Origin of the sequence: Sphingomonas sp. CV7422 (genome assembly GCF_027945725.1) — a bacterium.
GTDB lineage: Bacteria > Pseudomonadota > Alphaproteobacteria > Sphingomonadales > Sphingomonadaceae > Sphingomonas > Sphingomonas kyungheensis.
This window is the reverse complement of the sequence record NZ_CP115900.1, coordinates 2,280,198-2,306,777: the sequence shown is the minus strand read 5'-3', so window position 1 is coordinate 2,306,777 and position 26,580 is coordinate 2,280,198. Positions and strand designations below refer to the sequence as shown.

At 69.8% G+C, this 26,580-nt stretch carries 20 protein-coding genes; 2 read left to right on the top strand and 18 right to left on the bottom strand.

Annotation, left to right across the window (positions count from 1 at the left end):
• The first annotated feature begins 95 nt into the window (after window positions 1-95).
• Window positions 96-1,703 carry an alpha-N-arabinofuranosidase gene (locus PBN85_RS11125; RefSeq protein WP_271299014.1) on the top strand — a complete coding sequence of 536 codons (1,608 nt, stop codon included), beginning with the start codon at window positions 96-98 and terminating at the stop codon, window positions 1,701-1,703.
• A gap of 176 nt (window positions 1,704-1,879) precedes the next feature.
• Here the strand turns inward: PBN85_RS11125 and PBN85_RS11120 are convergent, their stop codons facing one another.
• From PBN85_RS11120 to PBN85_RS11090, 7 genes are all read right to left on the bottom strand, one after another.
• Window positions 1,880-4,789 carry a TIM-barrel domain-containing protein gene (locus PBN85_RS11120; RefSeq protein WP_271299013.1) on the bottom strand — a complete coding sequence of 970 codons (2,910 nt, stop codon included), beginning with the start codon at window positions 4,787-4,789 and terminating at the stop codon, window positions 1,880-1,882.
• Window positions 4,786-6,177 carry a glycoside hydrolase family 43 protein gene (locus PBN85_RS11115; RefSeq protein ID WP_271299012.1) on the bottom strand — a complete coding sequence of 464 codons (1,392 nt, stop codon included), beginning with the start codon at window positions 6,175-6,177 and terminating at the stop codon, window positions 4,786-4,788. Before PBN85_RS11115 ends, PBN85_RS11120 begins: the two co-directional genes overlap by 4 nt.
• 512 nt (window positions 6,178-6,689) lie before the next feature.
• On the bottom strand, window positions 6,690-7,664 hold the full coding sequence (locus PBN85_RS11110; protein ID WP_271299011.1) for an SDR family oxidoreductase: 975 nt from the start codon (window positions 7,662-7,664) through the stop codon (window positions 6,690-6,692).
• Window positions 7,665-7,735: 71 nt separating this feature from the next.
• Window positions 7,736-8,788: a lipocalin-like domain-containing protein gene (locus PBN85_RS11105; protein ID WP_271299010.1), complete on the bottom strand. Its 1,053-nt coding sequence runs from the start codon at window positions 8,786-8,788 to the stop codon at window positions 7,736-7,738.
• The gene (locus tag PBN85_RS11100; protein WP_271299009.1) at window positions 8,788-11,301 is read right to left on the bottom strand and encodes an FtsX-like permease family protein; all 2,514 of its coding nucleotides are present in this window, start codon (window positions 11,299-11,301) and stop codon (window positions 8,788-8,790) included. The genes PBN85_RS11105 and PBN85_RS11100 overlap by 1 nt, the downstream gene beginning before the upstream one ends.
• A complete protein-coding gene (locus PBN85_RS11095) occupies window positions 11,294-12,001 on the bottom strand; it encodes an ABC transporter ATP-binding protein (protein ID WP_271299008.1) in 708 nt (235 codons plus the stop codon). The genes PBN85_RS11100 and PBN85_RS11095 overlap by 8 nt, the downstream gene beginning before the upstream one ends.
• A gap of 29 nt (window positions 12,002-12,030) precedes the next feature.
• On the bottom strand, window positions 12,031-12,654 hold the full coding sequence (locus PBN85_RS11090) for a class I SAM-dependent methyltransferase (protein WP_271299007.1): 624 nt from the start codon (window positions 12,652-12,654) through the stop codon (window positions 12,031-12,033).
• A gap of 149 nt (window positions 12,655-12,803) precedes the next feature.
• Here PBN85_RS11090 and PBN85_RS11085 point away from each other — a divergent pair, with 149 nt between their 5' ends.
• Window positions 12,804-13,868 carry a spore photoproduct lyase family protein gene (locus PBN85_RS11085; protein WP_271299006.1) on the top strand — a complete coding sequence of 355 codons (1,065 nt, stop codon included), beginning with the start codon at window positions 12,804-12,806 and terminating at the stop codon, window positions 13,866-13,868.
• Window positions 13,869-13,917: 49 nt separating this feature from the next.
• Here PBN85_RS11085 and PBN85_RS11080 read toward each other — a convergent pair whose 3' ends face one another.
• The 11 genes from PBN85_RS11080 to PBN85_RS11030 all read right to left on the bottom strand — a co-directional run bounded on the left by PBN85_RS11080 (window position 13,918) and on the right by PBN85_RS11030 (window position 26,483).
• Entirely contained in the window at window positions 13,918-14,607 is a 690-nt protein-coding gene (locus PBN85_RS11080; RefSeq protein WP_271299005.1) for a PIG-L deacetylase family protein, read from the bottom strand.
• Window positions 14,604-15,818: a glycosyltransferase family 4 protein gene (locus tag PBN85_RS11075; RefSeq protein WP_271299004.1), complete on the bottom strand. Its 1,215-nt coding sequence runs from the start codon at window positions 15,816-15,818 to the stop codon at window positions 14,604-14,606. Before PBN85_RS11075 ends, PBN85_RS11080 begins: the two co-directional genes overlap by 4 nt.
• Window positions 15,815-16,645: a sugar phosphate isomerase/epimerase family protein gene (locus PBN85_RS11070; protein ID WP_271299003.1), complete on the bottom strand. Its 831-nt coding sequence runs from the start codon at window positions 16,643-16,645 to the stop codon at window positions 15,815-15,817. Before PBN85_RS11070 ends, PBN85_RS11075 begins: the two co-directional genes overlap by 4 nt.
• On the bottom strand, window positions 16,642-18,129 hold the full coding sequence (locus tag PBN85_RS11065; RefSeq protein ID WP_271299002.1) for a YcaO-like family protein: 1,488 nt from the start codon (window positions 18,127-18,129) through the stop codon (window positions 16,642-16,644). The genes PBN85_RS11070 and PBN85_RS11065 overlap by 4 nt, the downstream gene beginning before the upstream one ends.
• A gap of 14 nt (window positions 18,130-18,143) precedes the next feature.
• Window positions 18,144-18,959 carry a hypothetical protein gene (locus PBN85_RS11060; RefSeq protein WP_271299001.1) on the bottom strand — a complete coding sequence of 272 codons (816 nt, stop codon included), beginning with the start codon at window positions 18,957-18,959 and terminating at the stop codon, window positions 18,144-18,146.
• Window positions 18,950-19,945, bottom strand: coding sequence for a Gfo/Idh/MocA family protein (locus PBN85_RS11055; protein WP_271300884.1), 996 nt, complete (start codon window positions 19,943-19,945; stop codon window positions 18,950-18,952). The genes PBN85_RS11060 and PBN85_RS11055 overlap by 10 nt, the downstream gene beginning before the upstream one ends.
• Complete coding sequence (locus tag PBN85_RS11050) at window positions 19,945-21,057, bottom strand: class I SAM-dependent methyltransferase (RefSeq protein ID WP_271299000.1); 1,113 nt, start codon at window positions 21,055-21,057, stop codon at window positions 19,945-19,947. Before PBN85_RS11050 ends, PBN85_RS11055 begins: the two co-directional genes overlap by 1 nt.
• Window positions 21,054-21,977, bottom strand: coding sequence for a hypothetical protein (locus tag PBN85_RS11045; protein ID WP_271300883.1), 924 nt, complete (start codon window positions 21,975-21,977; stop codon window positions 21,054-21,056). Before PBN85_RS11045 ends, PBN85_RS11050 begins: the two co-directional genes overlap by 4 nt.
• 5 nt (window positions 21,978-21,982) lie before the next feature.
• The gene (locus tag PBN85_RS11040) at window positions 21,983-23,164 is read right to left on the bottom strand and encodes an inositol-3-phosphate synthase (RefSeq protein ID WP_271298999.1); all 1,182 of its coding nucleotides are present in this window, start codon (window positions 23,162-23,164) and stop codon (window positions 21,983-21,985) included.
• Between the two features lie 154 nt (window positions 23,165-23,318).
• Window positions 23,319-24,065 (bottom strand): Crp/Fnr family transcriptional regulator, encoded by a 747-nt coding sequence (locus tag PBN85_RS11035; RefSeq protein ID WP_037533707.1) that lies wholly within the window; start codon window positions 24,063-24,065, stop codon window positions 23,319-23,321.
• 219 nt (window positions 24,066-24,284) lie between these two features.
• Window positions 24,285-26,483: a FecR family protein gene (locus PBN85_RS11030; RefSeq protein WP_271298998.1), complete on the bottom strand. Its 2,199-nt coding sequence runs from the start codon at window positions 26,481-26,483 to the stop codon at window positions 24,285-24,287.
• Between the last annotated feature and the right edge of the window lie 97 nt (window positions 26,484-26,580).

Sequence of the window (26,580 nt, the reverse complement as noted above, 5' to 3'; positions counted from 1 at the left end):
GGCCCGCCCGTGATGATCGTTGCGCCGCGCTCCAACTGTTCCTACCCTTCCGGCAAAGCGTCGCGTGACAGACGGCGATGGTGGGAGAGGGCGGCATGAAAGCACGGTTTGGCATGGCGGCGATCGCCCTGGCGACGGTTTGCAGCGCCGCGCCGGCGCAGCAGGCTGCGGTAAAGGTGACGGTCACCGGCAACGGCACCGGCCCCCGGATCGATCGCAACATCTTCGGTCAGTTCGCCGAAAATCTGGGGTCGGGCATCTATGGCGGCATCTGGGTAGGGGACCACTCGCCGATCCCCAATGTCCGAGGGATCCGCAGCGACGTCGTCGGCGCGCTGCGCGCGCTCAAGGTGCCGAGCGTGCGCTGGCCGGGCGGCTGTTTCGCGGACGAATATCACTGGCGTGACGGCATCGGCCCACGCGCGAAGCGTGCCGTGACGGTGAACGGCAGCTGGGGCAATGCGCTCGAGAAGAACGATTTCGGCACCGACGAATTCTTCGACTTCCTCGATCAGATCGGGTCCGGCGCCTATATCTCGGTCAACATGGGATCGGGCAGCGTCAAGGAGGCCGCCGACTGGATGGCCTATATGACCGCCGATCCCGGGACGACGGCGGGCGCGGAACGCGCCGCCAACGGTCACCGCGCGCCCTATCGGGTCAAGTTCCTCGGGATCGGCAACGAAAGCTGGAGCTGTGGCGGTGCGTACAAGCCGGACTATTATGTCGACGAGATGAAGCGCTACGCGCGCTTCGCACGCAATCTCAACATAGAGCAGAACGGCACCGACAATCCGGCCGGCGGCTCGGTCGCCGGCACCGACCCGATGCGCAGGATCGCGGTCGGCCCCGGATCGCCCAACACCGATTATACCGAGGCGGTCATGCGTGCCTGGAAGGGACATGACTGGGCGTGGAGCATCGAGGGGCTGTCGATGCACAATTATACCTGGGTCGCCTGGCCGCCAAAATATGCCAGCACTGGCTTCGGCGAGCGCGAATATGCCACGCTCGTCAAGGATACGCTGAAGATGGAGGACATGATCCGCATCCATTCGGCGGTGATGGACACCTACGATCCCGAGAAGAGGGTGCCGCTCGTCATCGACGAATGGGGCGTCTGGCTGGAGAAGTTGCCCGGCAGCCGCGACGGCTTCCTGCACCAGCAGAATTCGATCCGCGACGCGATCATCGCGTCGATCAACCTCAACATGTTCACGCGCCATGCCGACCGGGTGCGGATGACCGCGATCGCCCAGATGGTGAACGTGCTCCAGGCGATGATCCTGACCGATGGTCCGAAGATGATCCTGACGCCGACCTATCATCTGTTCAAAATGTATGTGCCGTTCCAGGATGCGACGCGGCTGCCGATCAGCTTCGATGCCGGCAGCTATCGCTTCGGCGACGTGACCGTGCCACGCATCGATGCGATCGCGGCGCGCGGCACCGATGGCAAGGTGTGGATCGCGCTGACGAACGTCGATCCCAATCAGCCCGCGCGGATCGACGTGCAGATCGACGGTGTCCGTGGGCGTTCGGCGTCGGGAACCGTGCTGACCGCGGACCGCGTCGACGCGATCAACAGCTATGAGCATCCCGATAGCGTGGTGCCGCGCCCGATCACCGCGCGCGTTGATCAGGGGCGTGTGCAGGTGACCCTGCCGTCGAAGTCGGTGGCGGTGATTTCTGTCGAACCATGAGGTGCGGCAAGACGCGCGAAAAGGTCGGGCATGTCGATCGACGACATGCATCCTGCACCTTTTCGCAGCACGCGCACCTCTGTCCGGGCTTGCCCGGCCTTTCCACGGCACCTCAGGCGAGGGGAGCCCAATGAGCCGCATCACGCCGGCGCAGAACACGCGCGGCAGGCATCCGGTCAGAAACGCAGCGTGAGCGCCCGACCTTCATAGGCGGTTTGGCGTGTCTGCGGTGGCCGCGCCGGCGCTCCGCCGGCACCGGCCATCAGCGTGACACGCAGCGTCCGCCGCTTGACGAGGGTAGGGAAGGTGCCACGGCGCTCCCCGATCGTCAGGGTCCTCCGGCCGTCATCCCAATGCAGATCGTAGCGCGCCGACTGGCCCTTTTCATAGGCGTAGGTCTCGTTATCGTCCTCGTACAGCGTGAAATCGCCGTCCGCGCCCGGATAGATGCGCACGTCATACGGCGCATCCGGCTGCTCCGTCGCATAGTGGAGAACGGGTCCCATCGGCAGGATCGTCCCGGCGCGCACGTAGAGCGGGATCACGTCCAGCGGCGCGGCGCGTGCGACGGTCTGACCACCCGGATAGCGGTCGTTGGTCCAGAAATCATACCAGCTGGTGCCGCGCGGCAGATATGTACGCATCGTCAGATCGCGCGGCGCGTTGCGCACCGCCGCATCGCGGGCCAACGCACCCGGCGTCCGCCAGATGAAGCGGAACACGCGTCCGCCTTCGGGGTGGAAGAACTCCAGCCGCACCGGCAGCCGTTCCCCCTTCTTGAGCGTATAGCGCACCGTGCGGGTACGGGTGGCGCTGCGATTCCAGTCGTCGATGGCGGGCTTGCCGTTGAGGAACAGGCGCATGCCGTCGTTGCCGGTGAGGCCGATCTCATATTCGCCATCCTCCGGCGCGATCAGATCGCCCTGCCATCGCGCGGAGAAATGATCGAGCGAGCCGAGGCCCGGCGGCAGTTCGGCGAGCGGCGGATCGGGCCAGGTGTGATCGATCGTCGCATCGAGCGCACGCCCGGCGGGCCTGTCGAAATTCTCGCCGGCGAAATATTGGACGGTCAGCCCGGTCTTGCCGTCTGCGCTGCGCAAGACGTCGGCCGGCACCGTACCCGCCGCGGAGGGCAGGATATGGTACATCGCGCGCGTCACCGGGTGGACGAGCAATGACGATCCGAACATGAAGCTGTCGTTGATGCTGCGCACCGCCGGGTCGTCGGGAAAATCCATCGGCAAGGCCCGCATCAGCGTATACCCGTCCGACGTCACCCGCGCGCTCAGGCTGTAGATATAGGGCAGCAGGCGATAGCGCAGGTGCGCGCTGTCGAGCAGGGTCTTGTAGACCGCCGGATCGAGCGTCTTGAAGATATACGGCTCGCGCTCGACGCTGGTACCATGGACGCGCATGATCGGGTTGAAGGTCGCATATTGGAACCAGCGGGCGAACAGCTCGCGCCACGCCGGATTCTTCCCGCCACCGGGAAAGTCGCTGACGAAAAAGCCGCCGGTGTCCTGCGTCCAATAAGGGTTGCCGGTGATGGTAACGTTGACGCCGCCCGACACCTGTTGCGCGAAGGTGCGCCAGTTCGCGTAAATGTCGCCCGACCACGATGCCGCCGCGGTACGCTGCGCACCCGCCCAGGCCGAGCGCGTCAGAGTGAAGACGCGCTTGTCGCTGCTGGCGCGCTCGCCGTCATAGGTGCCCTGCGTCGTCAGCAGCGAATAGGGACTGAGGTAGCGCGTGAAGTCGCCCAGCGCGTTGCGACCCAGCGCCTTGGTGTCCCGCACATTGTCGACCGGATTCCACATCGCCGAGCTGACCTCGACCTCGGTGCCATCCATCCACAAGGCGTCGACGCCTTTGTCGAGCAGGCCGGACTTGACGTAGCGGAAATAGATCTGGCGGCCGAGCGGGCTGTACGCGTCGTAGACGCGCGCTTGCTTGGATATCCAGTGCAGCGGCTGGAAGCGAAGGCCGTGGCGGTCGAGCGCGCGGGCGAGCGGCGTGTCGTTGCCGACCGAGGGCCAGATCGACACCATCAGCTTCATGTGCAAATCGTGGATGTCGCGGCTCATCGCCACCGGGTCCGGATAGCGTTTCGGGTCCCACATCATCCCCGACCAGGTGCCGTCCTTGTCGCCGCCCCAATATTGCCAGTCCTGCACGATGTAATCGAGCGGGAAGCCTTCGCGCCGGAAGGTGCGCGCGACGTCGACGAGGCGGTCTTGCGTCGGATAGCGCTCCTTGCTCATGAACAGCCCGAAGGCCTGTTTGGGAAACATCGGCGCGTCGCCGGTCAGCCAGCGATAGGCACCGACCACGCCGTCCATCGTGTCGGCGGCCATGACGTAATAATCGACACCGCCCGGCGCGCTCTCCGCCCAGAGCCGGGCGCCGTCCGCATCGTCCCTGAAGCGCATCTGCGAATAGCTGTCCCACAGCACGCCATAGCGTTCCGTCGAGACCATGACGGGGATGATGATGCCGACGTTGGTCTGCACCAGCAGCAGATCCTTGCCGCGCCGGTTGACCTCGTCGTCGCCGGTGAAGCCGAAGCCATAAATGCCTTCGTCCGGCTTGAGCGTGAACCGGTTTTCCACCTCGTAGGTCGGCGCGCCGGAGATCATGCGTCTGCTGATCGTCTGCGGCGCGTCGGCTTTCTCGCGCGTGAGCAGCCGGCCCGCCGCGTCATAATAACTGGCGGCACCGGATCGTTTGTCAATGACGATGCGCAGTCTGGCGTCGCTCACCGTAAGCGTGTCTGCGTCGTCGCCAACGGTGAAGGGCACGTTGCCGGGCGCGCGGATCACGACGAGGCTGCGGGCCGTCCAATAGGACTTGCCGAGGTTCGCGCTCACCCGCACGACGCCGGGGGCGTAGAAGATCAGCGATTTGGTCACGCCGCCGAGCGTGAACTGCACGCCGTTGCGCAGGCGCCGGTAGTGGAATCCGGCATCGGCCGGCGCCGGCGCGACCGCCTGCACCTGCCCGAGCGCATCGAGGCCGGTGGGCGCCTGCGCGACGACGGGGGCCGCCGCGCACAGCGCCGCAGCGGGAGCGATCCAATACCCCTTCATGCCTTCGCTCCCCTCGGCATCGCATCGAACTGCCAGCTATCCACATCCACCAGCGACGCGGCGTCACCGCCGCGGAAGATCAGGTACAGATCGTGCACGCCGCGCGCGGCGGAGACGGCGGCGGTCTTCTCCCGCCACGCGCCCGCGTCGCCGACCGGCAGCGTGCCGATCACCGGCCCGTCGGTACGATCCAGCCGCAGCTCGATCGTCGCGCCGGGCGTGCCGTTGGCGATGCGGGCGCGGAACGCGCGTGCGCCCGCGCCGAAATCGACGCCGGCGACCTTGATGTAGCTGCGATCGCCGGTGCGGGTGACATAGACGGCGCCGTTGCCATCCCCGGCGGTGGTGACGCCGGGCGTCCAGGCATAGGGACGATCGCGGTCGCGTTTGATCCGCGACGTCCAGGCGATCGTCTCTGCCTCGACCCGTCTGTAGGGATCGAGCGTGCCGATCTGCGGTGCGCTGGTCCTGTCCCACCAATGGAGGTTGGGGATGGTGCCGTCGGCATTGTAGCTGAACTTCGCGACCGAGACGGAGCGACGCTCGTGATGGATCGGCGTCAGCGCGAAGTTGAGATCGTAGCTGAAGCCGAACAGATAGGACCCGCCCTTATAGTCGATGATGCCGGGGTGGTTGCCGGTGGCGCGGCTGTCGTGGTCCATGATCGGCCCCTTGTACGTCCACGGGCCGGTCGGCCGCTCGCTCATCGCATAGCCGATGCCTTCGGAGCAGCAGGTCGAGGCGAAGGCCATGTAATAATGACCGTTGCGACCATAGAACCACGGCCCTTCCTGATAGTCGGTGAGGCGCGGCTGCACCTTGGTGACCGGTCCGGAATAGCTCACCATGTCGGGGTTGAGCCGGACGTACCACAGGTCCGGATTACCCCAATACAGATAGGCCTGCCCGTCCCCGTCGATCCAGACGGTGGGATCGAAGAAGCCTTCGCCCGGCGCGATCAGCGGCTTGCCGAGCGCATCGCGGAACGGCCCGGCGGGACTGTCGGCGACCGCGACGGCGATCACGTTGCGCGGCGATCCCGCGACGGTGATCGGCGCGTAGAGGTAGAATTTGCCGTTGCGCGCGATCACCTGCGGCGCCCAGGCGTCGTTGGTCTGGTTCGCCCAGGGGAAGGTCCTCAGCGAGGCGACCGTACCGCGATCCGTCCAGTTCGCCATGTCGGTCGAGCTGTACAGGCGCCAGTCGAGCATCCTGAAGCCGTCGGCATCGTCCTCGTCATGGCTGGTGTAGAGATAGACGACGCCGTCATGCACGATCGGCGCGGGATCGGCGGTGAACCGCGTCTGGATAATGGGGTCTGCCTGCGTGGGGACGGGCAGGGTCGCCGCGAGCAGGGCGAGCGCGAGGGGATGGCGGAAGCCTGTCATCGCGGGCGTCTCCCTGAACGGTGCGACGGCGGCCGGTCCGCTGTCGGACATTCGGCGGCGCGGTGCGGGGGAACGGGCCGTACCTTGCGGTGGGTGCGCGTCTTGCGCCGGGCGGAGGCGGAGCCGACCGTGGACTTGGCGCGCACGACCGGAGTCATGAACATCCTACCGACGTCGCCATCGTTCGACACCTTCGGGGTGCGCCGGGTGACGGCAGCGGCGCGAGGCGCTTGGCGAACGGGGATCCCGCTCAGCATCGTTGCGCATCCCGGCAGGACCAGAATGTCCGCACCCTTGATCTCCCGTAGCACCGTGTGTCCGGCTTTGCCGGATAATCTAGCTCGGGAAGCGGCAATTGTCCTACCAAATGTTCCTGTAGTGGGTTGTGTCCGATCAACCTGCTGCGTGCGGCCAGATGAGGCGGCGGCGTCGGCCAAGCCGGTCCGCCCGCGTCACCGCAGGATCGTCGGTAGAGCGTGCGCAATGAGACGCTCGGGTGCGGCTATGCGCGCTCAGCGTCTCCGCCACAGCAGGCCGCCGACCACCGCGAGCCCGACAGCCGCCCCGACGCCTGCCGCAGTCGCAGCCTTGCGGCGTCGCTCCGGATGGCGGCGGCCGCCCTCGATCCCGCTGGGCGCGGCGGGCGGATCGAACAAGGTGCCGCTGCCGTCCTCGCCGGGCGCGGCCTTTCCGCTCCAGCTGTCCATGAAGCCGTTCATCATCGCGGCGGCGAGGTTGGGGACGAGGAACTGGCTGACCTTCAGCGCCAGGGCGGGGGCGCCGATCGCCGTGGTGTTGCGGGGATGATCGGCGAGGCGCACCACCGCCTTCGCGACCGTCGCCGGGGCGAGCGAGCCCGGCGGCAGCGACAGCGCCGCCCCGGTGTAATTGGCGGCGTGATCGATGCCGGGCGTGTCGACGAAGGTCGGATAGACATCGCAGACATGGATGTGCGGGCGCTTCGACAGCTCGCCGCGCAGCGCCTCGCTGAACCCGCGCAGGCCGAATTTGCTCGCCGAATAGGCCGCTGCATAGGGCGTCGCGACGAAGCCGCCGACCGAGATCATGTTGATGAAGATGCCGTGGTCCTGCGCCAGGAAGATCGGCAGCACGGCATGCGCATCGTTCATATGCCCGACGAGGTTGGTGGCGATGACCTGCGCGTGCTCGGCGATCGGCACGTCTTCGTAGCGGCCGACGACGCCGACCCCGACGTTGCTGAACCAGACGTCGATCCCGCCGAGCTGCTCGCGCGCTTCGGTCGCGAGCCGCGCCACGGCCCCGGCGTCGGTGACGTCGACGACCCGAACGACCGCCTCGCCTCCCGCGGCGCGACAGCGGTCGGCGATCGCCTCGAGGCCGTCCTGCCCGCGGGCGGCGAGCATTAGCCGCGCGCCGCGCTCGGCGAACGCCACCGCGGTGGCCGCGCCGATGCCGCTGGAGGCACCGGTGATGACGATCCGTTTCGCTGTCGTGCTGTCGGTCACGCTATATCCTCGCTGAGACGTCACCAAGCGGGACGATCGGTCGCGCGCATCGTTCCGGGCGGCGGCTTTGGCTACATCGTCAGCGGCGTGGTATAGCCGGTCAGCTCCAGATAGCCCCGTCCGCCGTCGGTCCGCACGGCGCCCTCCCAATAGATCGGCTGACCGGCGGCGCGCGCATCGACCTCCTGATCCGGGAAGACCGGGCGGAGCGGAAAGGCGCGGATGCCGCCGGGCAGCCGTATGCGCAGCATCTGCGCGACCGGATAGCGGGCGCCGGTCCGGGCCGAGCGCCACGTCGCGGTGGGCGAGAAGGCGACATCCGCGGGGGACAGCCGGGTCATGCGCCCATCGGCGCGGCGATAGGAGCCGCCGGCCCATAATATGCCGCCGCCCTTGCGGCGGATGCGGAAGGCCATCAGCGCACCGCCATCGTCGAGGTTGAGCCCGGTCCAGTCCCAGCCGGCAGCGTCACTGGCGAGATAGTCGGACGACCATTCCCGGTCGAGCCAGGCCTCGCCCCGCAGCCGCTCGGTCCGGCCTGCGCGGACGACCGCCCCCGTCACCGCGAGATGCGGCATGGAGTAATAATAGCTCGCCTGTTCGGGCTTCGGCCCCTTGCGGCTGTACCCGTCCTGCCCCTGCGGCAGCGGCTGCTGCGTCGGCCGGAAGGTCAGGTCGAGCGCGAAGTCGCGGCCGCCCACCCGACTGGCGAAGCGGCCATCGGCCAGCCGGCGGAAGGTCCAGCCGTTGAGCCGCACGTCCGCATCGCCGGTCGCCGCACCCGCGAGCCCGAAGCCGGCGCGCGCGGCGCGCTCGGCGTGGAGGATGTGGCCGACCCGCGAATCCGACAGGGCCGCATGGGCAAAGATCACCTGACGCGCGGCGAAGCGGCTGGGATTGTCGCCGGCGGCATGCGGATTGACGCGGAAGAAGGTGATCTGGAAGCCGATGTCGCGGCCGTCCTCGCCCTTCAGCCAACCGGTGACGTACCACCATTCGGTGCGGAACGCGGGGTGCGCGCCGTGGTCCGCGGGGAAGGACAGGCGGATGCCGGGACGCACCACGGGATAGGGCGCCGGCGCCGCCAGCCCGGCGGCGGCGGCCAGCGCGAGGAGCGCGCGCATCACCAATCCTCCCTCACCGCGGCGACCGCATCGCCGGCGGTCGCGCGCCGGCCGGCCAGCATCGCGGTCAGCGCCGCCGCGCCGGTCAGCGCCGCCGTCACCCCGGCGATCGTGCCGACCGGCCAGAGCGTCGTCATCGTCCAGTTGAACGACTGCGGATTGACGACATGGATCAGCACCTGGCCGAGCAGCGCGCCGAGCGCGACGCCGGCGACCGCGCCGATCAGCCCGAGCAGCGCGCCCTCGCTCGCCAGCATCGCGGTCACCTGTCCGCGGGTCAGGCCGAGGTGGCGGAGCATGCCGAACTCCTTGGATCGCGCGATCGTCTGCGCCGACATCGTCGCCGCGACCCCTGCGAGGCCGACGAGGATCGCGACCGCCTCCAGCACATAGGTGATCGCAAAGCTGCGATCGAACAATTGCAGCGCGAAGCGGCGCAGCGCGGCGGGCTCCGCGATCGACACGCCCGCAGGCAGCACCGCCGCCGCCGCGCGGCGCACCGTCGCGATATCGGCATGCGGGGGGAGGGTGATCGCCGCCTCGTCGCGGCCGCGGTCGTCGGTCAGGCGGACATAGTCGCCATCCCGGATCACCAGCGCACCCTGCTGGCGGGCATAGTCGCGCCAGACGCCGGCGACGAAGAAGCGCGCCGGTCGACCGCCGATCGGAAGCTGCAGCGTGCGGCCGGGCGACCAGCCGTAGAGCCGCGCCGCGGGCTCCGACACCCAGACCGGCGTCGCGCCGGCGGGTACCGCCGCCCGGTCGAGCAGCACGAGCAGCGGGTCGCCGGCATCACCGCGGACCGGCCGGGCGATCAGCGTCACCGGCGGGCGGTCCGCCGCGACCGTCAGCGGCAATTGGCGACTGAACGCCACCCGGCCGATGCCGGGGATCGCCGCGATCCGGCGTTGCGTCGCAGGATCGAGATCGCCGCTTTCGGCGCGCAGGTACAGATCGGCCGACAACACCTGTCCGAGCCAGCTGTCGACGGCGCCGCGGAAACTGGTCACCATCGTCGCCATCGCGATCATCAGCGCGGTGGAGGCGACGATCCCGCACAGAGCGATCGCCGCCTGGCCCGGCGCACCCTGCACGTGGCGGATCGCCAGCAACCGCGGCACCGACGCGATCTCACGCTCCCGCCACGGCCACAGCAGCCAGCGGACCAGCCACGGCACGCCGGCGACGCCACCCGCGAGGAGCAGCGCCATGCTGACGAAACCGAACACCGGCAGGCCGCCCACGGCCGGCAGCAGCGCCGTGCCGCCGCCGGCGAGCAGCAGCACGAGCGCCGGTCGCCACGGCACCGGGGCGCGCGGATCGAGCACGTCGCCGGCATTCTTGAGCGCCGCGGCGGGCGCCGCCCGTGCCGCCGCACGCGCCGGCAGGATGCTGCCGAGCAAGGCCGCCGCCAGGCCGAGCGCGAAGAAGGTCGCGGCGGCGACCGGCTGGAACACGACCCGCGCGGTGCCGCCGCCGAAATAGCCGCCGCCGAGGTCGCCGCCGAACAGGCGCAGCGCCGCCGACGCCATCGCATAGCCGGCGATCAGGCCGAGCGTCGCGCCGACGAGGCCGATGATGATCCCCTCCAGCGCCACCGCGGCGACGATGCCGCTGCGGGGCAGGCCGAGCGTGCGCACCAGCGCAAAGGCGCGCAGCCGGCGGGTCACCGAGAGCGTCTGCGCCGAAAAGACCAGAAAGCCGCCGGTCAGCAGCGCGACGAGCGCGAGCATGTCGAGATTGACGCGATAGGCGCGGCTGAGCGCGTCGCCTTGTCGCGCCTGACTGTCGTCCGACACGATGGTCGCGTCCGCACCGATCAGGGCGGGCAGGGCGCGCTCGGCGGCGCTGCGGTCGGCGAGCTTGAGGTCGAGCCGGTCGATCCGCCCGAGCCGGCCGAAGCGCCATTGCGCCGCGGCGATATCGATGGTGCCGAGCGCCTGACCGGCCGCCGCGCCGGGCAGCGTGCCGGCGACGCGCAGGCTCACGGTGCGGCCGTTGGCGGTGACGGGCAGGCGGTCGCCGACGCGGGTCCGGGTCGCGGTCAGCGCGGCGCGTGACAGGAACAATGCATCGTCGGCGAAAACGGCGTCGCTGCGTGCGTCGGGTCCGGTGGGCCGCGTGCCGATGAGGCTGGGCGTCACCGCGGCGGCGCGGATCGCGTCGAGGCCGAGCAGCGTGAACCGACCCGACCCGACCCGCGCCGACAGGCTGATCACCGGGCTCGCATCCGTCACGCCCGGCGCGGTCGCGATGCGGGGATAGCGGCGTTCGTCCAAGCCGAGCGGGGTGCGGGCGCGGACCTGGAGGTCGGCGGCGCCGTTGACGCCGGTCACCGCCTGCTCGAACGAGGCGAGCGCCGAGCCGTTGACGAGATGCACCGCAAAGCCGAGCGCGACGCCGACGGCGATCGCCACCGCGGTGGCGGCGAAGCGACCCGGATGCCAGCGCCATTCGCCGAGGACGAGCCAGGCGAGCGCCAGCCGCGAGCGGAGCAGTCCCGCCTCAGCCATCCACGGCCACGAGCGGCTGCTCGACCAGGCCGTGTGCGGTGAGCCGGAGCACCCGGTCGGCGACCGCGGCGGTGGCCACCGAATGCGTCACGATCACCGCCGCCGCGTCTCGCGAGCGCACCGCGCGCGCGAACAGGTCGAGGATGCGCGTCGCGGTATCGGGATCGAGATTGCCGGTCGGCTCGTCGGCGAGGATCACCGCCGGCCGGTGGACCAGCGCCCGCGCGATCGCGACCCGCTGCAACTCGCCGCCGGACAGATCGCGCGCATAGTCGCGGCCACGATCGGCGAGGCCGACCTCGCCGAGCATCGCGCGCGCCTGATCCCGAGCAGCGGCGGCGTCCGGCGAGATCAGCGCGAGTGGCAGTGCGACATTCTGTTCGAGGGTCAGATACGGCAGGATGTGGAAGGCCTGGAAGACGAAGCCGATCCGCTCGCGGCGCAGGCGGGTGCGCGGCGCTTCGGCCAGACCGGCGAGCGCGATGCCCTCGATTCGGACCTCGCCCGCATCGGCATCGTCGAGCCCGGCGAGGATGTTGAGCAACGTCGATTTGCCGACGCCCGAATCGCCGGTGATCGCGACGAGCTCGCCCGGCGCCACCGCCATCGACAGGTCGTGGAACAGCCGGCGGTCGCGCCCCACCGTCTTCGCCAGCCCCAGCGTCTCGATCGCATGCATCGTCACAAAACGGTCCCGCATCGGCTTCGGTCCAGACGGTCCATAGACGGTCAGGCGCGCCCGTCGACCGCGATCAACGGATCGCCGGAGCGCCCGTCCGCCAGGACCAGCGGCCGGATGTCGTGGAAGCCGGCCGTCTCCATATAGAGCCGGATGAGCGCGGCCTGACCTTCCATGTCGAGGTGGCGCCAGACCGCCACCGCCTTGGTGGGAAAGCAACGGTTCGAATAGCTGGCGACGACCATGCCACCCGGGCGCAGCACCCGCCGCAGCTCGCGAAAGATCGTCAGCGGCCGTTGCAGATACTGGACGCCGACGCAGATCAGCACGGCATCGAAGTTGTCATCGGGCTCGGTCAGCCGGGCATCACGGTTGAGGTCCTGGACGAACCAGCGGGACAGGCGCGGGTTGGCGGCGAGCTCAGCGGCGTTCATGCCGTGGCCGACGACGTCGAGGTCGAGCGTCTCAGGCAGATGGCTGATCCAGCTCGACATCAGGTCGAGCACGCGATCCCCCGGCGCGAGCAACGCGGCATAATGGAGGGTGAGCGCGGCGATGGCGCCCGCGTCGATATGCGTGACGAGGCGCGGGTCGGCGTAGAAGGCAAGATCGCCCCCGTCGTCCTGCTTGTCGAAGGCATGCGCGGGCAGGCCCAGTTCCTCAGCATCGCTCACAGCGCCTCCCGGTCTTCGCATATTAGCGCGCGGTCGGCTGCGGAGCTGGCCGGGCGGCATCCATAGGTTCGAGACGCAGGCCGACCTGCAACGTTCCGCAAGCCCTGCACCCGGTGGCTACCCGGCCTGCGCGTTCCCATATCCGGGCGATGGCGTTGCCGCGGACCCTGATCGACCCGAAGCTCATCTATCTGGAACCGGCGGTGCGCGACTATTCGCGCGGTCGGGAGGTGCTGGCACGCTTTCCCGATGCGGAGCTGGTCGAGGTGGCGAGCCACTGGAAGATCCCGCAGCTCGCCGACCCGGCGCTCGCCGGGGACTGGCTGCGCGTCAAACGCGAGATCCTCGTGCTCGGCGTCAAGAAGGGCATGGCGATGCGGCCGAACGGACGCTCCGCCGATTTCATCGCGCCGTCGTCGTCGAACGGCTGCGCGATGGCCTGCGCCTATTGCTACGTCGGGCGTCGGAAGGGCTATGCCAATCCGATCAGCGTCTTCGTCAACATCGACGATGTGACGCGGGCGCTCGCCCGCCATGCCGCCAAACTCGGGCCCAAGCCGAAGCCCGACACCATCGATCCGCGCGACTGGGTCTACGACCTCGGCGAGAATGGCGACCTGTCCGTGGACGCCTCGCTGTCCGACAATGTCCGCGACCTGGTGACCGCGTTCCGGGGCATGCCGAACGCCAAGGGCTCGTTCGCGACCAAATACGTCAATCGCGACCTGCTCGACTATGATCCGCAGGGCCGCACCCGCATCCGCTTCAGCCTGATGCCGGAGACGATCGCGAGGGTGGTCGATGTCCGCACCTCGCCGATGAGCGAACGCATCGCCGCGATCAACGACTTCGTCGCGGCCGGCTATGAGGTGCACGTCAATTTCTCGCCCGTCATCGTCCACGAGGGGTGGGAGGCGGAATGGAAGGCCTTGTTCGCCGAGCTGGAGGCGGCCCTGTCGCCCGCGGCGCGGGCACAGCTCAAATGCGAGATCATCTTCCTCACCCACAATGACGGGCTGCACGACCTCAACCTCCGCTGGCATCCGCGCGCCGAGGACTGGCTGTGGCGGCCCGACATCCAGGAAGCCAAGTGGAGCCAGTCGGGCATGCGCAACCTGCGCTACAAGGCGGCGTGGAAACGGCAATGGCTCGACCGCTTCCTCGGCTGGCTCGACGCGGCGCTGCCGTTCTGCGAGGTCCGCTACGCTTTCTGAAAAAGGCCGATCGACCGCGCCGGCACGATGGCGTGGCCGCAGCGTCGTCCTAGCCAGAGCCATGGAGGCGTTCTTCCGCGACCGCGGCGGTGGCGGCCTGCAGGTCCGCGATCGAGCCGAATTGGAACGACACCTGCGATACATAGGCCGCGCACATCGCGAGCCGGTCGGCGCGATCCTGCCCGGTCAGTGTGTGGCGCAATCGCACCGTCTCGTCGGGTGCGGCGGCGGCGCGGCGAAGATAGGGCCAATCCTCCCAGAGCAGATGGTCCGCGCCGGTCGCGGCGAGCGCGTCGCGGACCAGCCAATGGTCGACGTGATCGCCGATCGCGAGCGGACCGAGCAGCCGATCGGGCGCCAGTCGCTCGATCTGCTCGCCGAGCGCGACGGTCAGCGGCGCGAGCAGCCCGTCGTCGCTCCGCCGGTCGGCGAACAGGGCGGGGGCGCTGGCATAGCCGCGGTGCGGCGCCTCGAGAAACGGCAGGTGCACCGCCTCGGCGCCGATCACGGCGCAGGCATCGCAATCCTCGCCACGACGCAGCGCCATATAGTCGACGTCGGCGGAAAGGCCTTTGTCGAGCTGACAGGCGAGCGCGAAGCCGGTCGGCCGCGCGACGTCGCCGGTGAAGCAGGTGACGATGGTGACGCGGTCGCCGGCACGCGCCCGCGCGGCGAGATACCCGCCGACCGAGAAGGCGGCGTCGTCGAGGTGCGGCGAGATGGCGACGATATGGGTCACAGCAGGTGCGGCTCCGCGCGAAAACGGCAGGGCTCGAGCGGTATCGCGGCGCTGACCCCGGCCGGCGGCGGCGCGGCGCGCACCCTGTCGTAGATCGCCATGATCTGCCGGCCCACCGTGTGCCAGCTGTAGGTCCGCCGGCATTCGATCAGCGCCGCGTCGGCAAGCCAATGGCGCAGGCCCTCGTCGTTGACGAGGCGGGAGAGCGCGGCCGCCTGCGCCGCGACATCGCCCGGCTCGATCAGCAGGCCGTTCTCCCCGTCGCGGATGCAATCGACGACGCCGACCGACCGGCAGGAGAGGACCGCCTGTCCGCTCGCCATCGCCTCGAGGATCGTATTGGAGAAGCCCTCCGCATAGGTCGGCGAGACGAAGACGTCGTGATCGCGATACAGGGCGGGAACGGTGTCGTAATCGGCATAGCCGCTGAAGGTCACGCGGTCGGCGAGGCCGAGGTCCGCGGCGAGCGTGCGGGCGGCGTCATAGTCCGGGCCGATCCCCGACACGGTGCACCGCCACTCGCCTTCGACGGCGCGCAGGGCGTGAAGCATGTCGAGCACGCCTTTGCGGCGATCGACGCGGCCGTGATAGAAGAGGCGGACCGGCCCGTCGGCAGGCCGCGGCGCTGCGGGCGGGGTAAAGCGCTCGGTATCGACCGCGCCGGGCACGATCGTGAAGCGCGCCAGCGGTGTGCCGAGCCGCGCGTGCACCTCCTGCGCGAAGCTGGTGCCGCCGATCAGCAGCGCATTGGCGTGGGCGAGTACCCGCTCCATCGCGATCCGGTGCGTGGTACAGCACGATCCCACCCAATGGCCGTCGCCGCCCTGGATCGAGACGACGCAGGGCAGGCCGAGCGCCTGCGCGGCGAGCAGGGTCGCCCAGCCGGTGGGATAGCCATATTGCGCGTGCAGCACGTCGAACGGCGCACGCGCATGTTCGGCGGTGATCGCCGCGACGATCGCGTCGACGTCCCGCTCGAAATCGCCGCCCGCCTGTTCGCCGAGCGCTTCCAGTCCGACGACGCGCACGCCCGCGACCGCCGGCGGCGGCCCGCCGCCGTAGACGCGCGCGCGCGCCGGATCGCCGTAGAATTGGCTGATCATCGTCACGTCGTGACCGGCCGCGACGAGCTGGCGCAGCAGGTTGATCGCATAGATCGACATGCCCGAGATCGCGGGAAAGAAGCGGCGCGAGACGAAGCAGATCCTCACGCCGCGATCCCCCGCAGATAGGCGATCGACTGGGGAATCGCGGCATGCGCCCGCGGACTCTCCCGCGACAGCTCGACGCAGACGAGCCGGTCGAAGCCGATCGCCTCCAGCGCCGACAGCACCGCGGGCATGTCCATGTCCCCCTCGCCGAACGGCAGATGGGTATGATCGCCGCGCCGCATGTCCTCGATCGCGACCGTGCCGATCCGGTCGGCATAGCGACGGATCGCCTCGGCGGGCTCGATGTCCTGCGTCACCAGGCAGTGGCCGGTGTCGAGCGCCAGCCGCAGGCGGGGATGACGCTCGGCCAGCGCCGCATATTCGCCGACCGTCTCGATCAGCATGCCGGGCTCCGGCTCGAAGCTCGCCTCGACGCCGACCGCCTCGGCATGGTCGAGGACGCGGTCGAGACCCTCGTCGAGCCACAGGTGCGCCTGCTCCCGCCCGACGCCGGGCTTCGGCACCCCGGCCCAGAAGGACATGGTCTCGCTGCCCAGCCGCGCCGCGACGTCGAGTGCGCGGCACAGGAAGGCGACGCGCCGGGCGCGCCCGTCCGCCGTCGCGGCGATCAGCGTGGGTTCGTGCTTGTCGCGCGGATCGAGCAGATAGCGCGCGCCGGTCTCGATCACGCTGCCCAGCGCGAGCTGGTCGAGCAGATCGGCGACGCGCGCCGACTCGCGCTCCCAATCGGGTGCGAAGGGATCGAGGTGGTGATGGTCCAGCGTCAGGGCGACGCCGGCATAGCCCGCGTCGGCGATCAGCCGCAGCGCATCGTCGAGCCGGTGATTGGCGGCGCCGTTGGTGTTGTAGGCATAGCGCAGGCTCATGCCGGCGCTCCCCGCCAGCCGACGTGATGCGCCTCAGGCTCGCGATAGAGCGGGTAGAGCGGCCCGACGAGGCGATCCGCCGCCTCGGTATCGAACAGCGGATGGCCGAGGCGGTCGGCATCGGCGGCGGGCAGGCGGATGCGCTGCAACGCCGCCCCGGCCTCACCGAACTGGATCAGCGGCGAATCCATCGCCAGCAGCTTCTCGGTGTTGCGCGTGCCGATGCGGTAATAGCTCATCGTCTCGACCTCCATGCCGGGGACGATCACCTTGACCACGCTGACCGCGCGATCGTCGGGCGACATGTCGACGTAGAGGACGTCGAACCCCGCTGCCTCGACCGCGGCACGCGCGGCTGCAGCGCGGGCATGGCCGTCCGGCGCGGGCGCGGAGGGCAAAGCGGAGAAGGCGTGGCGCGACCGTTCGGAGAGGACGCTGTCGCCGAGCCAGTCGCGCAGCGTCGCCGCATCCTGCCGCGTCCATTCCTGCATCGCGGTGAAGGCGCGCGGGTCGCTCGATTTCGCCGCGCCGCCGGCCTGCGCCATGAAGCGACGGACATAGCCATCCGGCGCGACGGTCTCGACCAGTGCGCGCGGGCCGTGGGCGAAGGCCTTGCGTGCGCGGCTGGCGGCATATTCGGTCAGGCACTTGTCCAGCGCGGCGGTGCGATCGGGGTGGCAGGCCTCGCCGCACGCCGTCACCATGATCGGCGCGGCGGGTTCGCCGCGCGTATCGACGCCGACGCAATAGAGATTGGGCAGACCATATTGGTCGGTGGCGAATTTCGGCATCGCGCGGATACCCGCCGCGTCGAACCGGGCGAGGATCGCCTGCGTCGCGGGCGGCAGCGGTTCGTCGAGATCGAGCATCACGCCCTGGTCGAGCGCGCGGAACAGCAGGCCGTTGCCGTCGCGCTGCAGGATCTCGCACAGGCCGTGGCCGATCGCCCAGTCGAGATCGGGACCGGCGCCCATACCGTTCGAGATGATCGTGGTGAACGGCACGTAGCCCGGCGCCAGTTCCTTCGACGAATACGCCGCGAGGTCGATCGGCACGAGCACGGTCGAGCCGTCCGCCCAGCGCTTCGCCTCGACCCAGTCGAGTTCGCTGTCCCAGTCGACCGGCGATCCCGCGGGCAGGCCGAGCGTCAGCGGGTCGGCGACCGCGCGGCTCCCGAGGGTACGGACGAGATCGGCGTAGCTGCCCCGCGTCTTCGCCCGGCGGGCGAGCGTCAGCGTCGGCCAGACCATCTCCGCGATCTCGCCGAGCCCGCCGAGGATCGCGGCCTCGTCGGTCGCGCCATAGCCGACGCCATAGGGCATGATCCCCGAGAGAGCCGGATCGTCCGGGAAGAGGGCGACCACCCACACCGGCAGGCCGAGCCGGTCGAGCGCGTGGATCGGGAAGGCGACCACGTCGCCCTTGGGAAAGGCGGCGAGATACCGCTGCGCCGCGGGGCCGAGGTCGGCCGGCATTCCGGTCATTCGCGGGGTCGATGTCACAGCGTCATCCTCTTTACGCCGGGCGCCCGCGCCAGCCCGTCGTCGAGCGCGCGCAGCGCCAGCGTCCGGTCGATGTCGGGGGCGAATTCGAACGGCGTCAGCACCGCGTCGAAGGCGAGCGGTTCGATTACCGCGCGGTACCGGCGCAGCTCGGCATGGGTCAGCGGAATGTCCTTGTGGAACGCCTTGTGGCTGGAGATCGCGTAACTGCGTCCCTCGCCATCCTGGTCGATCTTGAACATGTCGCCGCAGAACAGCCGCCGGCCGGGGGCATCGTAGAGGCAGGCCTGCCCCTCGTAATGGCCGCCGACGTGATGGAGGCTATAGCCCGGAGCGAGCTCGAGCGCGTCGTCGAACGGCGCGGTGACGCGGAACGCCTTGGTCATGCGCAGGTCGTCGCGCTGGATCGCGACGATCTCGGGCTCGAACCGGCGTTGCAGCTGGAACAGGGCGCCATAGCCGTGCGCATGGCTGGCCGACAGACAGGCGATGCCGCCCAGGGCGGCGATCTGCTCCAGCATCGCGTCCGAATAATAAGGCGCCGCCTCGAAGGCGATGTTGCCGCCGTCCCGCACGATCAGCCAGCCGGTACCGGCGAGGCCGAGCGCGGGACGGGTGGTGAATGCCCACAGCCCCGGCGCGACCTCGCGGCCGCCGCCGTCATGCGTCGCGGCGACCTCCGCCTCGGGCAGGAAGTGCCAGCCGTCCTCGGGCAGGTCGTTGCGCACGTCGCTGCACACCGGGCAGTCGGGCGGGGCGAAATGATGCTGCCAGAAGCCGCAATTGGCGCAGGCGAACCAGCTCAAAGCCATGATCGGGCCTCTCCATAGGCGCTGTCGAACAGCCGCATCAGCGCGAGGTCGCGCGTCATCGAGAAGTCGTGCGGCGCGCCCGATGCCGCCCGCATGAACGCCTTGGCCTGTGCCGTGAAGGGCGACGTCGCGGCATCGAAGGTGATCGGCGTCTCGTCGCCGGTCGTCGCGCAGCGCCGCACCAGCGTGCCGCCCGCGGTCTGCCCCATCGTGTCGGTGGCGACGAGCAGACCACGCTCGCCAAGCACCTCCAGCCGGCGGCGCGGGAGGACCTCGGCGCAATTGTAGGCGACGTGGCTCTGGAAGAGCACGCCGCTCGCCGTCACCCCGGTCAACATGCCGCCGTCGTCGACCGGATAGGCGTGGATCCGCCGTTGCAGCGCGATCGACAGCCGCACCAGCGGCTCGTCGAGCAGGCGCTGGCACAGATCGAGGCCGTGCAGCGCCAGATCGATCACCGCGCCGCCGCCCGCGCGCACCGGATCGGCGCGCCAATTGTCATGCGCCCCGCCGTCGGGCGTCCAGGCCGGATCGACCCAGCAAGCGTAGACGATCCGCACCGCGACCGGCCGCCCGATCCCATCCTCGGCGATCACGCGCGCGAGCGCGTCATGCGCGGGATGGTGACGCTGATCGAAGGCGGTGCCGTAGAGCATGTCGCCCGACACCGCCGCCGCCATCGCCTCCGCCTGATCGAGCGTCGCGGCGATCGGCTTCTCGCACAACACCGGCACGCCCGCCGCGGCGCAGGCGCGCACCGGATCGAGATGCGCGTCGTTCGGCGTCGCGACATAGACGAGGTCGCAGGCGCCCGCGGCGAGCATCTCCGCCACGTCGTCGAACACCGCCAATCCCTGCGCCTCCGCTCGCGCGCGGGCGGCGGGCGACGGGTCGGCAATGGCGGTGATCCGGCCGCCGGCCGCGGCGATGCCGGGTGCCATATAGTCGCGTGCCACCCAGCCGTATCCGGCGATGCCCCAGCGCATCACCAGCGCTCCGGCAGATCGACGAGCCGGCGCAGCCGGGCGGCGTCGGGGGTCGGTACAGCCGCATCCGGCTGCGCCCACAGGCAGCCCTCGCCATATTCGTCGCGATAGCGATCGGACGGCCACACCGCCCCATGCGGACCCAGTAACGGGTTGGGGCGCAGCGTCGCGCCGGGGAGCGGCATCGCCAGGCCGCCGTCGACGGGGCGGGCGGGGGCGTCGCCGTGCCGCTCGACCAGCGACCAGGCCTCGACGCCCGTATCTGCCACCCACCCGACCGGGCCCGGCGCGGTCCGTCGCATCAGCGCGTCGAGCAGGGTGCGTTCATCGTAGACGATCGCGTCGGCGAAAATCGTTTGCCATGCGTCCGCGCGTCGCGCCGGTCCCTTGGCGCCGCCGGCATAGTCGAGATTGTGGAGATGGCTGATCGCCAGCACGCCGCCCGGTGCGACCGCGGCGCGCAGGCTGTCCGCCACGCGCGGCTGATCGGGCAGGAAGTAGAAGGCGTCGTGACAGGTGACGAGATCGAAGCGCGCATCGGCGACCGGCCACGGCGCCGCCGCATCGAACACGACGTAATCGGCCGCCGGCGCTACCCAGTTTTTGGCGAGCCAGCATTTGGCGAACACGACGTCGGCGCCGGTGCACGCGACCCCGCGGGCGGTCAATTCGCGGAGGTAATGGCCGATACCGCAGGCGAGTTCGAAGGCGGTGGCGGGGGCCTGCCAATGCGCTTCCACCAGCGCGAGGCCGGCGAGATAGGTCGGATCGCTCCAGCGATAGGCGAAATAATCCGCCACCGGCCCCAGCCGCAGCAAGGCCATCGCCTCGCGCAGCGTCATCTCGTCGCGTCGGCGGACCAGTTGCTTGAGCTCGCCGAGCTCGGTCGCCGGGCCGGTCCACCAATCGTCCTGATCGGTCAGCAGCGCGACGAGCGCATCGTCCGGACAGCCGGCATCGAGATGGTCGAGCGCGACCGCGACCAGCCCCTCGCTGTCGGTGCGCAGATAGGCGATGCCGTCGACGACCGGCCAGCGCTCGCCCGGCGCGGTCAGCGAGTGGGGGCTGTCCGCAACGAGCAGGCGGCCGGTGACGGGCGAACGATAGCTCACGCCAGACCTGCGTCCGCCAGGATGCGGTCGTGAAACGCCTTGACCGGGCCGTAGTGGACGAGCCCGTACTCATCGAGCACGATCCCCATCGACAGGCGCGCGGCGCGCAAATGCTGTTCGATCTCGAGGACGCGATCGAGCACGTCCGCGACGTGGAAGGCGCGCGCCTCCGGGGTCTGGTCGCCGGCGATCGGCGCCAGCGCCTCGCGTATCGTCTCGGCCAGCGCCGGGTTGGCCGCGGCGAGTTCGTCGAGGCTGGCCTCTCGCGCCCGCTCGATCACCGCCTCCAGCAAATCACCGAGCAGCATCTCGCCGGAGTAACCGCTGTCCGGCATGTCGGCATTGTGCAGGTGATGCGCCATGCCGGCGAGGAAGACGCGCACCGGATCGGCGCCGTGCCACGGGCTCGCCAGCACGCCGTAGACCGCGACCATCAGGCAGTGTTCGGCATGGTTCTCGGCCGGCTGCAAAACGATGCGCGGTGCGCCGGGGCAGGTCACGCCGGCGCGCGGCTGGCGCGCCAGCTTGCCGACGAAGGCCGGCGTGGCGCCCGGCGTCGGCCTGCCCTGCGTTAAGGCCCGACGCAGCCGCGCGCGCAGCGACGGATCGAGATCCGCCGTCATCGCGTCGAAGGCGCGGGCCAGCACGTCGACCGCGCCGTCTCCCGCGCCGAGCGCTTGCAACGCGGCCAGATCGAGGTCGCCCAGCCGCGACGATACCAGCGCCGCGCCGACGACCTGCGCCATCACCTGTGCCGGGGCGTCGCCGCGGACCAGTGCGGCCCAGCCGGAGACGAACAGGCGCTCGGCGATCGATCCCGGCGCCGTGGCAGAATGAATCCGCTTCAGGTCGCCGAGTTCGCGGAAGAGGGGGAGGGCGGCCGGCGAGAGCCTATCCGCCCCCGCCGCGTCCGCCGCCATCAGGCTCACGCGCGCGTGCCGTTCAACCAGGTGTCGAGGATCAGCTGCTGTTCGGGCACGCCGTGCACCGGATCACCCGCGCCCTGCGTCTGCGGCAGCTTGAAGAACAGGCCCATCTGTTCCTGCACGCCGCCCTCGCCGCGCTGCTGCGCGAGGTCGAGGCAGCGCGCGATCTCGATCGCGAGCGGTGCCGCCAGGATCGAGTCCTTGCAGAGGAAGTTGAGCTTGAGCTGCATCTTCTGGCCGATGAAGCCGGTCAGGTCGATATTGTCCCACGCTTCCTTGTCGTCGCCGCGCGGCCGGTAATAATGGATCATCACGATATGATCCTCGACCGGATAGCCGAGGATGGAGTTGAGCACGCTGCCCTTGGTGCCGAGCTTCGATTGCAGCGACTTGGGATCGTCGAGCGCGAGACCGTCCGAATTGCCGAGGATGTTGGTCGAGAACCAGCCGTCGACATGCAACGCGCGGTCGCGCAGCGCCGGGGCGATCACCGTCTTCATGAAGGTCTGGCCGGTCTTGCCGTCCTTGCCGGCGATCGGCACGTTGCGTTCCGCCGCCAGCGCGGCGAGCGGCGCGACGTCTGCCGCGACCGAGGGCGTGAAATTCGCGTAGGGCGTGCCCGCGTCGATCGCCGCATAGGCGTAGAGCATCGCCGGACTGATCGCGGCATCGTCGGTATCGAGCCCGCGCTCGAACCCCTCGAGCGATTGCAGCGCCGCCTCCGCGAAGTCCGGCACGCGCTCGGTCGAGGCGAGGTTGACGACGACCACCCGGTCGAGCTGGCGGTCCGCGGCGAAGCGCTTGAGATCGTCCTGGATCTGGCGAACCGCCGCCCGATGGCCGCTGGCCAGCTTGTTGCCGCCGTCGATATTCGCGCAATAGCCGGTCGAGCCGGCCGCTTTCCATGCGCGCATGTCGTTGAGCGCGGAGGCGCCGTCGGCGAGCTCTTTCTCACCGATCACACCGTGGCGCAGCGCCAGCGTGCCGAGCGTTTCCTCGGATAGGTCCCAGCCGCCAAATTCGAGATCGCGATAGGCGATCATCCCGGCGATGTCGCGATGCGCGAGCGGCAGGCCGTCGAAGCTGTTCGACCCCGCCTTGATCATCTCGATCCCGGCGATCGCCGTCGTCGCCACCGCGCCGCCGACCCCGACGATCGCCACACCCAAACGTTCCGCCACTTATCGTCCCCGCCAACACCCGATCGGGCCAGTGGGGCGGAAAGGTCGGGGCGGATGCCCCCGTTCCCGCGTTTCGCGCGAACCGGAAGATATTCGGCGCTGGCGATGACCTACGTCACCGAGCGGCGCTTTCGCGGTGACTTAGATCATTTTCTTACGCCGGTTCTGCGCCGACCGGCGGCAGCCAGTCGACGTCGATCTGGCTATGCCGGTCGTTGAAGTCGACCAGCGCCGCGAGCTTGTTGATATCGCTGATCCGGATCACCCGACCGACACGCGAGACGAGCCCGGTCGCCTCCAGCGCCTTGAGCGAGCGATTGACGTGGGTCTTGGTCAGACCGACCGCGTCGCCGAGATCCTTCTGCGTCAGCGGCAGTTCGAACGAACAGCCTTCGAGATTGTCGACGACGCGCAGCCGCGACCGGATGTCGAGCAGCAACGTCGCGATGCGGGTGAAGCCGTCAGTCTTGCTGATCGAGGTGAGGCGATCGGCCATCGCGACCTGTTCGGAGGAGGCAATGGCGAACATCAGCGCCCCCAGCCGCGGATGCTTGCGGAAGAGATGGCCGAACGCCTCCTTCGGCATCTGGAACAGGGTGGTGTGGCTCACCGCCTGTAGCGTGGCGGCGCTATAGCCCCAGGCGATCGAGAAGGTGGTGGTGACATCGCCGACGAAATAGAAGCGGAGGATTTGCCGATCGCCGCCCTTCATCTCGGTCGAGCCATGCAGCCAGCCGCTCGCGACGATGTACAGGCTGTCGAGCCGCTCGCCCTCGCGCACCACGACTTCCCCCGCCTTGAACGACCGCTCCCGCCGCTCCAGCGCGCGCAACGTCTCACGTTCAGAAAAGGTGAGGTCGAGATGCGTGGCGAGACGGGCTTCGAGCGGGCTTGACAGCATGGGGGCCAAACGCGGCAGATGACGAAGCTTTCCCGCCATGGCCGTTTCCCGCAACGGCGCGGCCGGAGGTGTCGCATCGGCGGATATGCAAAGCGGGTGACATCCGTTGATGGGGACAAAGCGCGCCGCTCGCCGATGCCGGCCGTGCGCCGGCCGGCTTGCGAGTCCTGAAGAACCGGCGCCGGTCGCTGTGATGGCCGACCGATGCCCGGCAACCGCTTACGACTTGCCGGGTCCCTTCAGCTTGTCGAGCAGGGACTTTGCCGCTTCCTCGGCGTCCTTGCCTGCCTTTTTGGCGGCGTCCTGGACGGCTTGGAGCGCGCTCTTGGCGGCATCGTCGGCGGCCTTCTGCGCGTCCGCGGCGTCTTTCGCCGCCTTGGCGGCGGCATCGGCGGCCGCCTTGGCGGCGTCCTGCTGCGCGGCCTTGGCCGCCTTCTCCGCATCTTTCGCCGCCTGATCCGCCTTGGCCTTGGCAGCCTCGTCGGCGGCCTTCTGCGCGTCCTTCGCCGCCTTGTCGGCGTCCTTGTCCGTCGCCGCCTTTGCCGCATCCTTCGCCGCCTTGTCGGCGGCGGCGGCGGCGGCATCGGCATTGGCCTTGGCTGCGTCGCGCGCGGCCTTGTCCGCCGCCGCCCGCGCCGCATCCTCGGCCTGTTTGAGCGCCGCGGCGGCCTGATCCGCCGCCGCCTTTTGTGCATCCTTGGCGGCGCGATCGTCGGCGGCCTTTTGGGCATCCTTGGCGGCCTTGTCGGCGGCGGCAGCGGCAGCGGCCGCATCGCGCGCCGACTGCGCCGCCGAGGCCTGCGCGGCCTGATTGGCCGCTGCGGCGGCCGCGGAGCGGGCGGCCTGGTCGGCGGCGGCCTGCGCCGCGTCGTGCGCCGCCTGTTCGGCCGCCGCGCGCTGATCGCCGGTTGCAGCCTGTGCGGCGAGTGCCGCCTGCTCCGCCGCATCGCGCGCCGCCTTGTCGCTGGCGGCCTGCGCCGCGGCGAGGGCGGCGGCATCGGCGGCAGCCTTGGCGGCGGCGGCGGCGTCCTGACTGGCCTTGAGCGCCTGCGTCTGCGCGGCGGCGTTCGTAGCCTCCTGCTGCGTCTGGGCGGCGGCGGCCGCGGCGGCGGCGGCCGCGGCGGTCTGCGCGGTATCGTTCTTCGCGGCAGCCGCAGCGTCGTCCGCCGCCTTGGCCGCCGCGACGGCGGCCGCCTGCGCCTGCGCCTGCGCGGCATCGCGTGCGGCCTGTTCGGCGCTTGCCTTGGCGGCGTCTGCTGCCGCCGCGGCGGCGGCCTTGGTCGCCTGATCCGCGGCCGCCGCCGCGGCCGCCTTGGCCGCCTCGCTGCGATCCTGATCGGCCTTGGCGGCGGCGGCTTCGGCCGCGGATTGTGCGGCGGCGGCGGCGGCCGCCTGCGCGGTACGGTCGGCATCCGCCTTCGCCTTGGCAGCGGCGTCGGCCTCGGCGGCCGAACGTTGCGCCATTTCCGCCGCCTGCTCGCCGCTGCGCTGCGCGGCGTTGAGGGTGGCCGCGACCTCGACCACCTTGACGGTCGCGGTGGAGGCTTCGGTGGCGACCCGCGTCGCCTTGGCGACTTCCGCTATGTCGGCGCCGCCGCCGAGCATGCCGTCGACCAGCCCGCCCGTCGTCCCCGACAGCGAGACGGGTTGTTCGTACACGGCGGCGGTGATCGTCGGAACCGGCGCCGCGGCCGTCTCCACGACCGCGGTCGCGGCAGCCGTCGTCGTGGTGGTGGCAGCGGTCGTCGTTGCATCGGCCGTCGGCGCGGCGGTCGCTTCGGCCGGCGTGGCGGTCGAGGCGGAGGCGGCGGTCGCCGTCGGCGCGGCTTCCGCCGGCGCGGCGGGGGAGGTGATCACCTTGGTCACGCCGCCGCTCTCGACCTGCATGCGATAGCGGTTGCTCGAGGAGATCAACGCGACCGCGCCCGGCAGCACGAGATCATGCGCGCCCCCGTCGACCGTCGACACATCGACCGCGCCTTCGAGCACCTGGAGTGCCGTGCCCTGCTCGCCGACCCCGACGCTGAACGTCGTGCCTTTGACGACCGCGGCAAGATAGGGCGTCTTGACCTCGAAATGCGGCGTCATCTTCTTCTTGATCATGAAGACGACGTTGCCGAAATCCTCGAACACCCGGGTGAAGCCGCCGGCTTCCTCCTGCGCGGCGGGGAGGCGCAGCTGCGACGCGGGGGCGACCATCATATATTCCGTACCGCGGACGAGCACGGCGCGTCCCCCCTTGCCGGTGGTCACCGTATCCCCGGCGGCGACCACCAGGCCGCGGGCGCCCGCCTTGATGAGCCCGGCATGCGACACCTGCACCGGCCCGGAAGCTTCGCTGAGCGTCCATTCGCGCGGACCGGCCAATGCCGCCGATGAACAGGTGACGGCCAGCATCACCAACAGCTTGCTACGCATTCCCAACTCCAGACCTGGGGGGCCCCTGTTCCACCCGATTTGACGCTATCTGTCCCCGCAGCTTTCGAGGACGTTGCGTGCCAAGGTAAACGGCCGC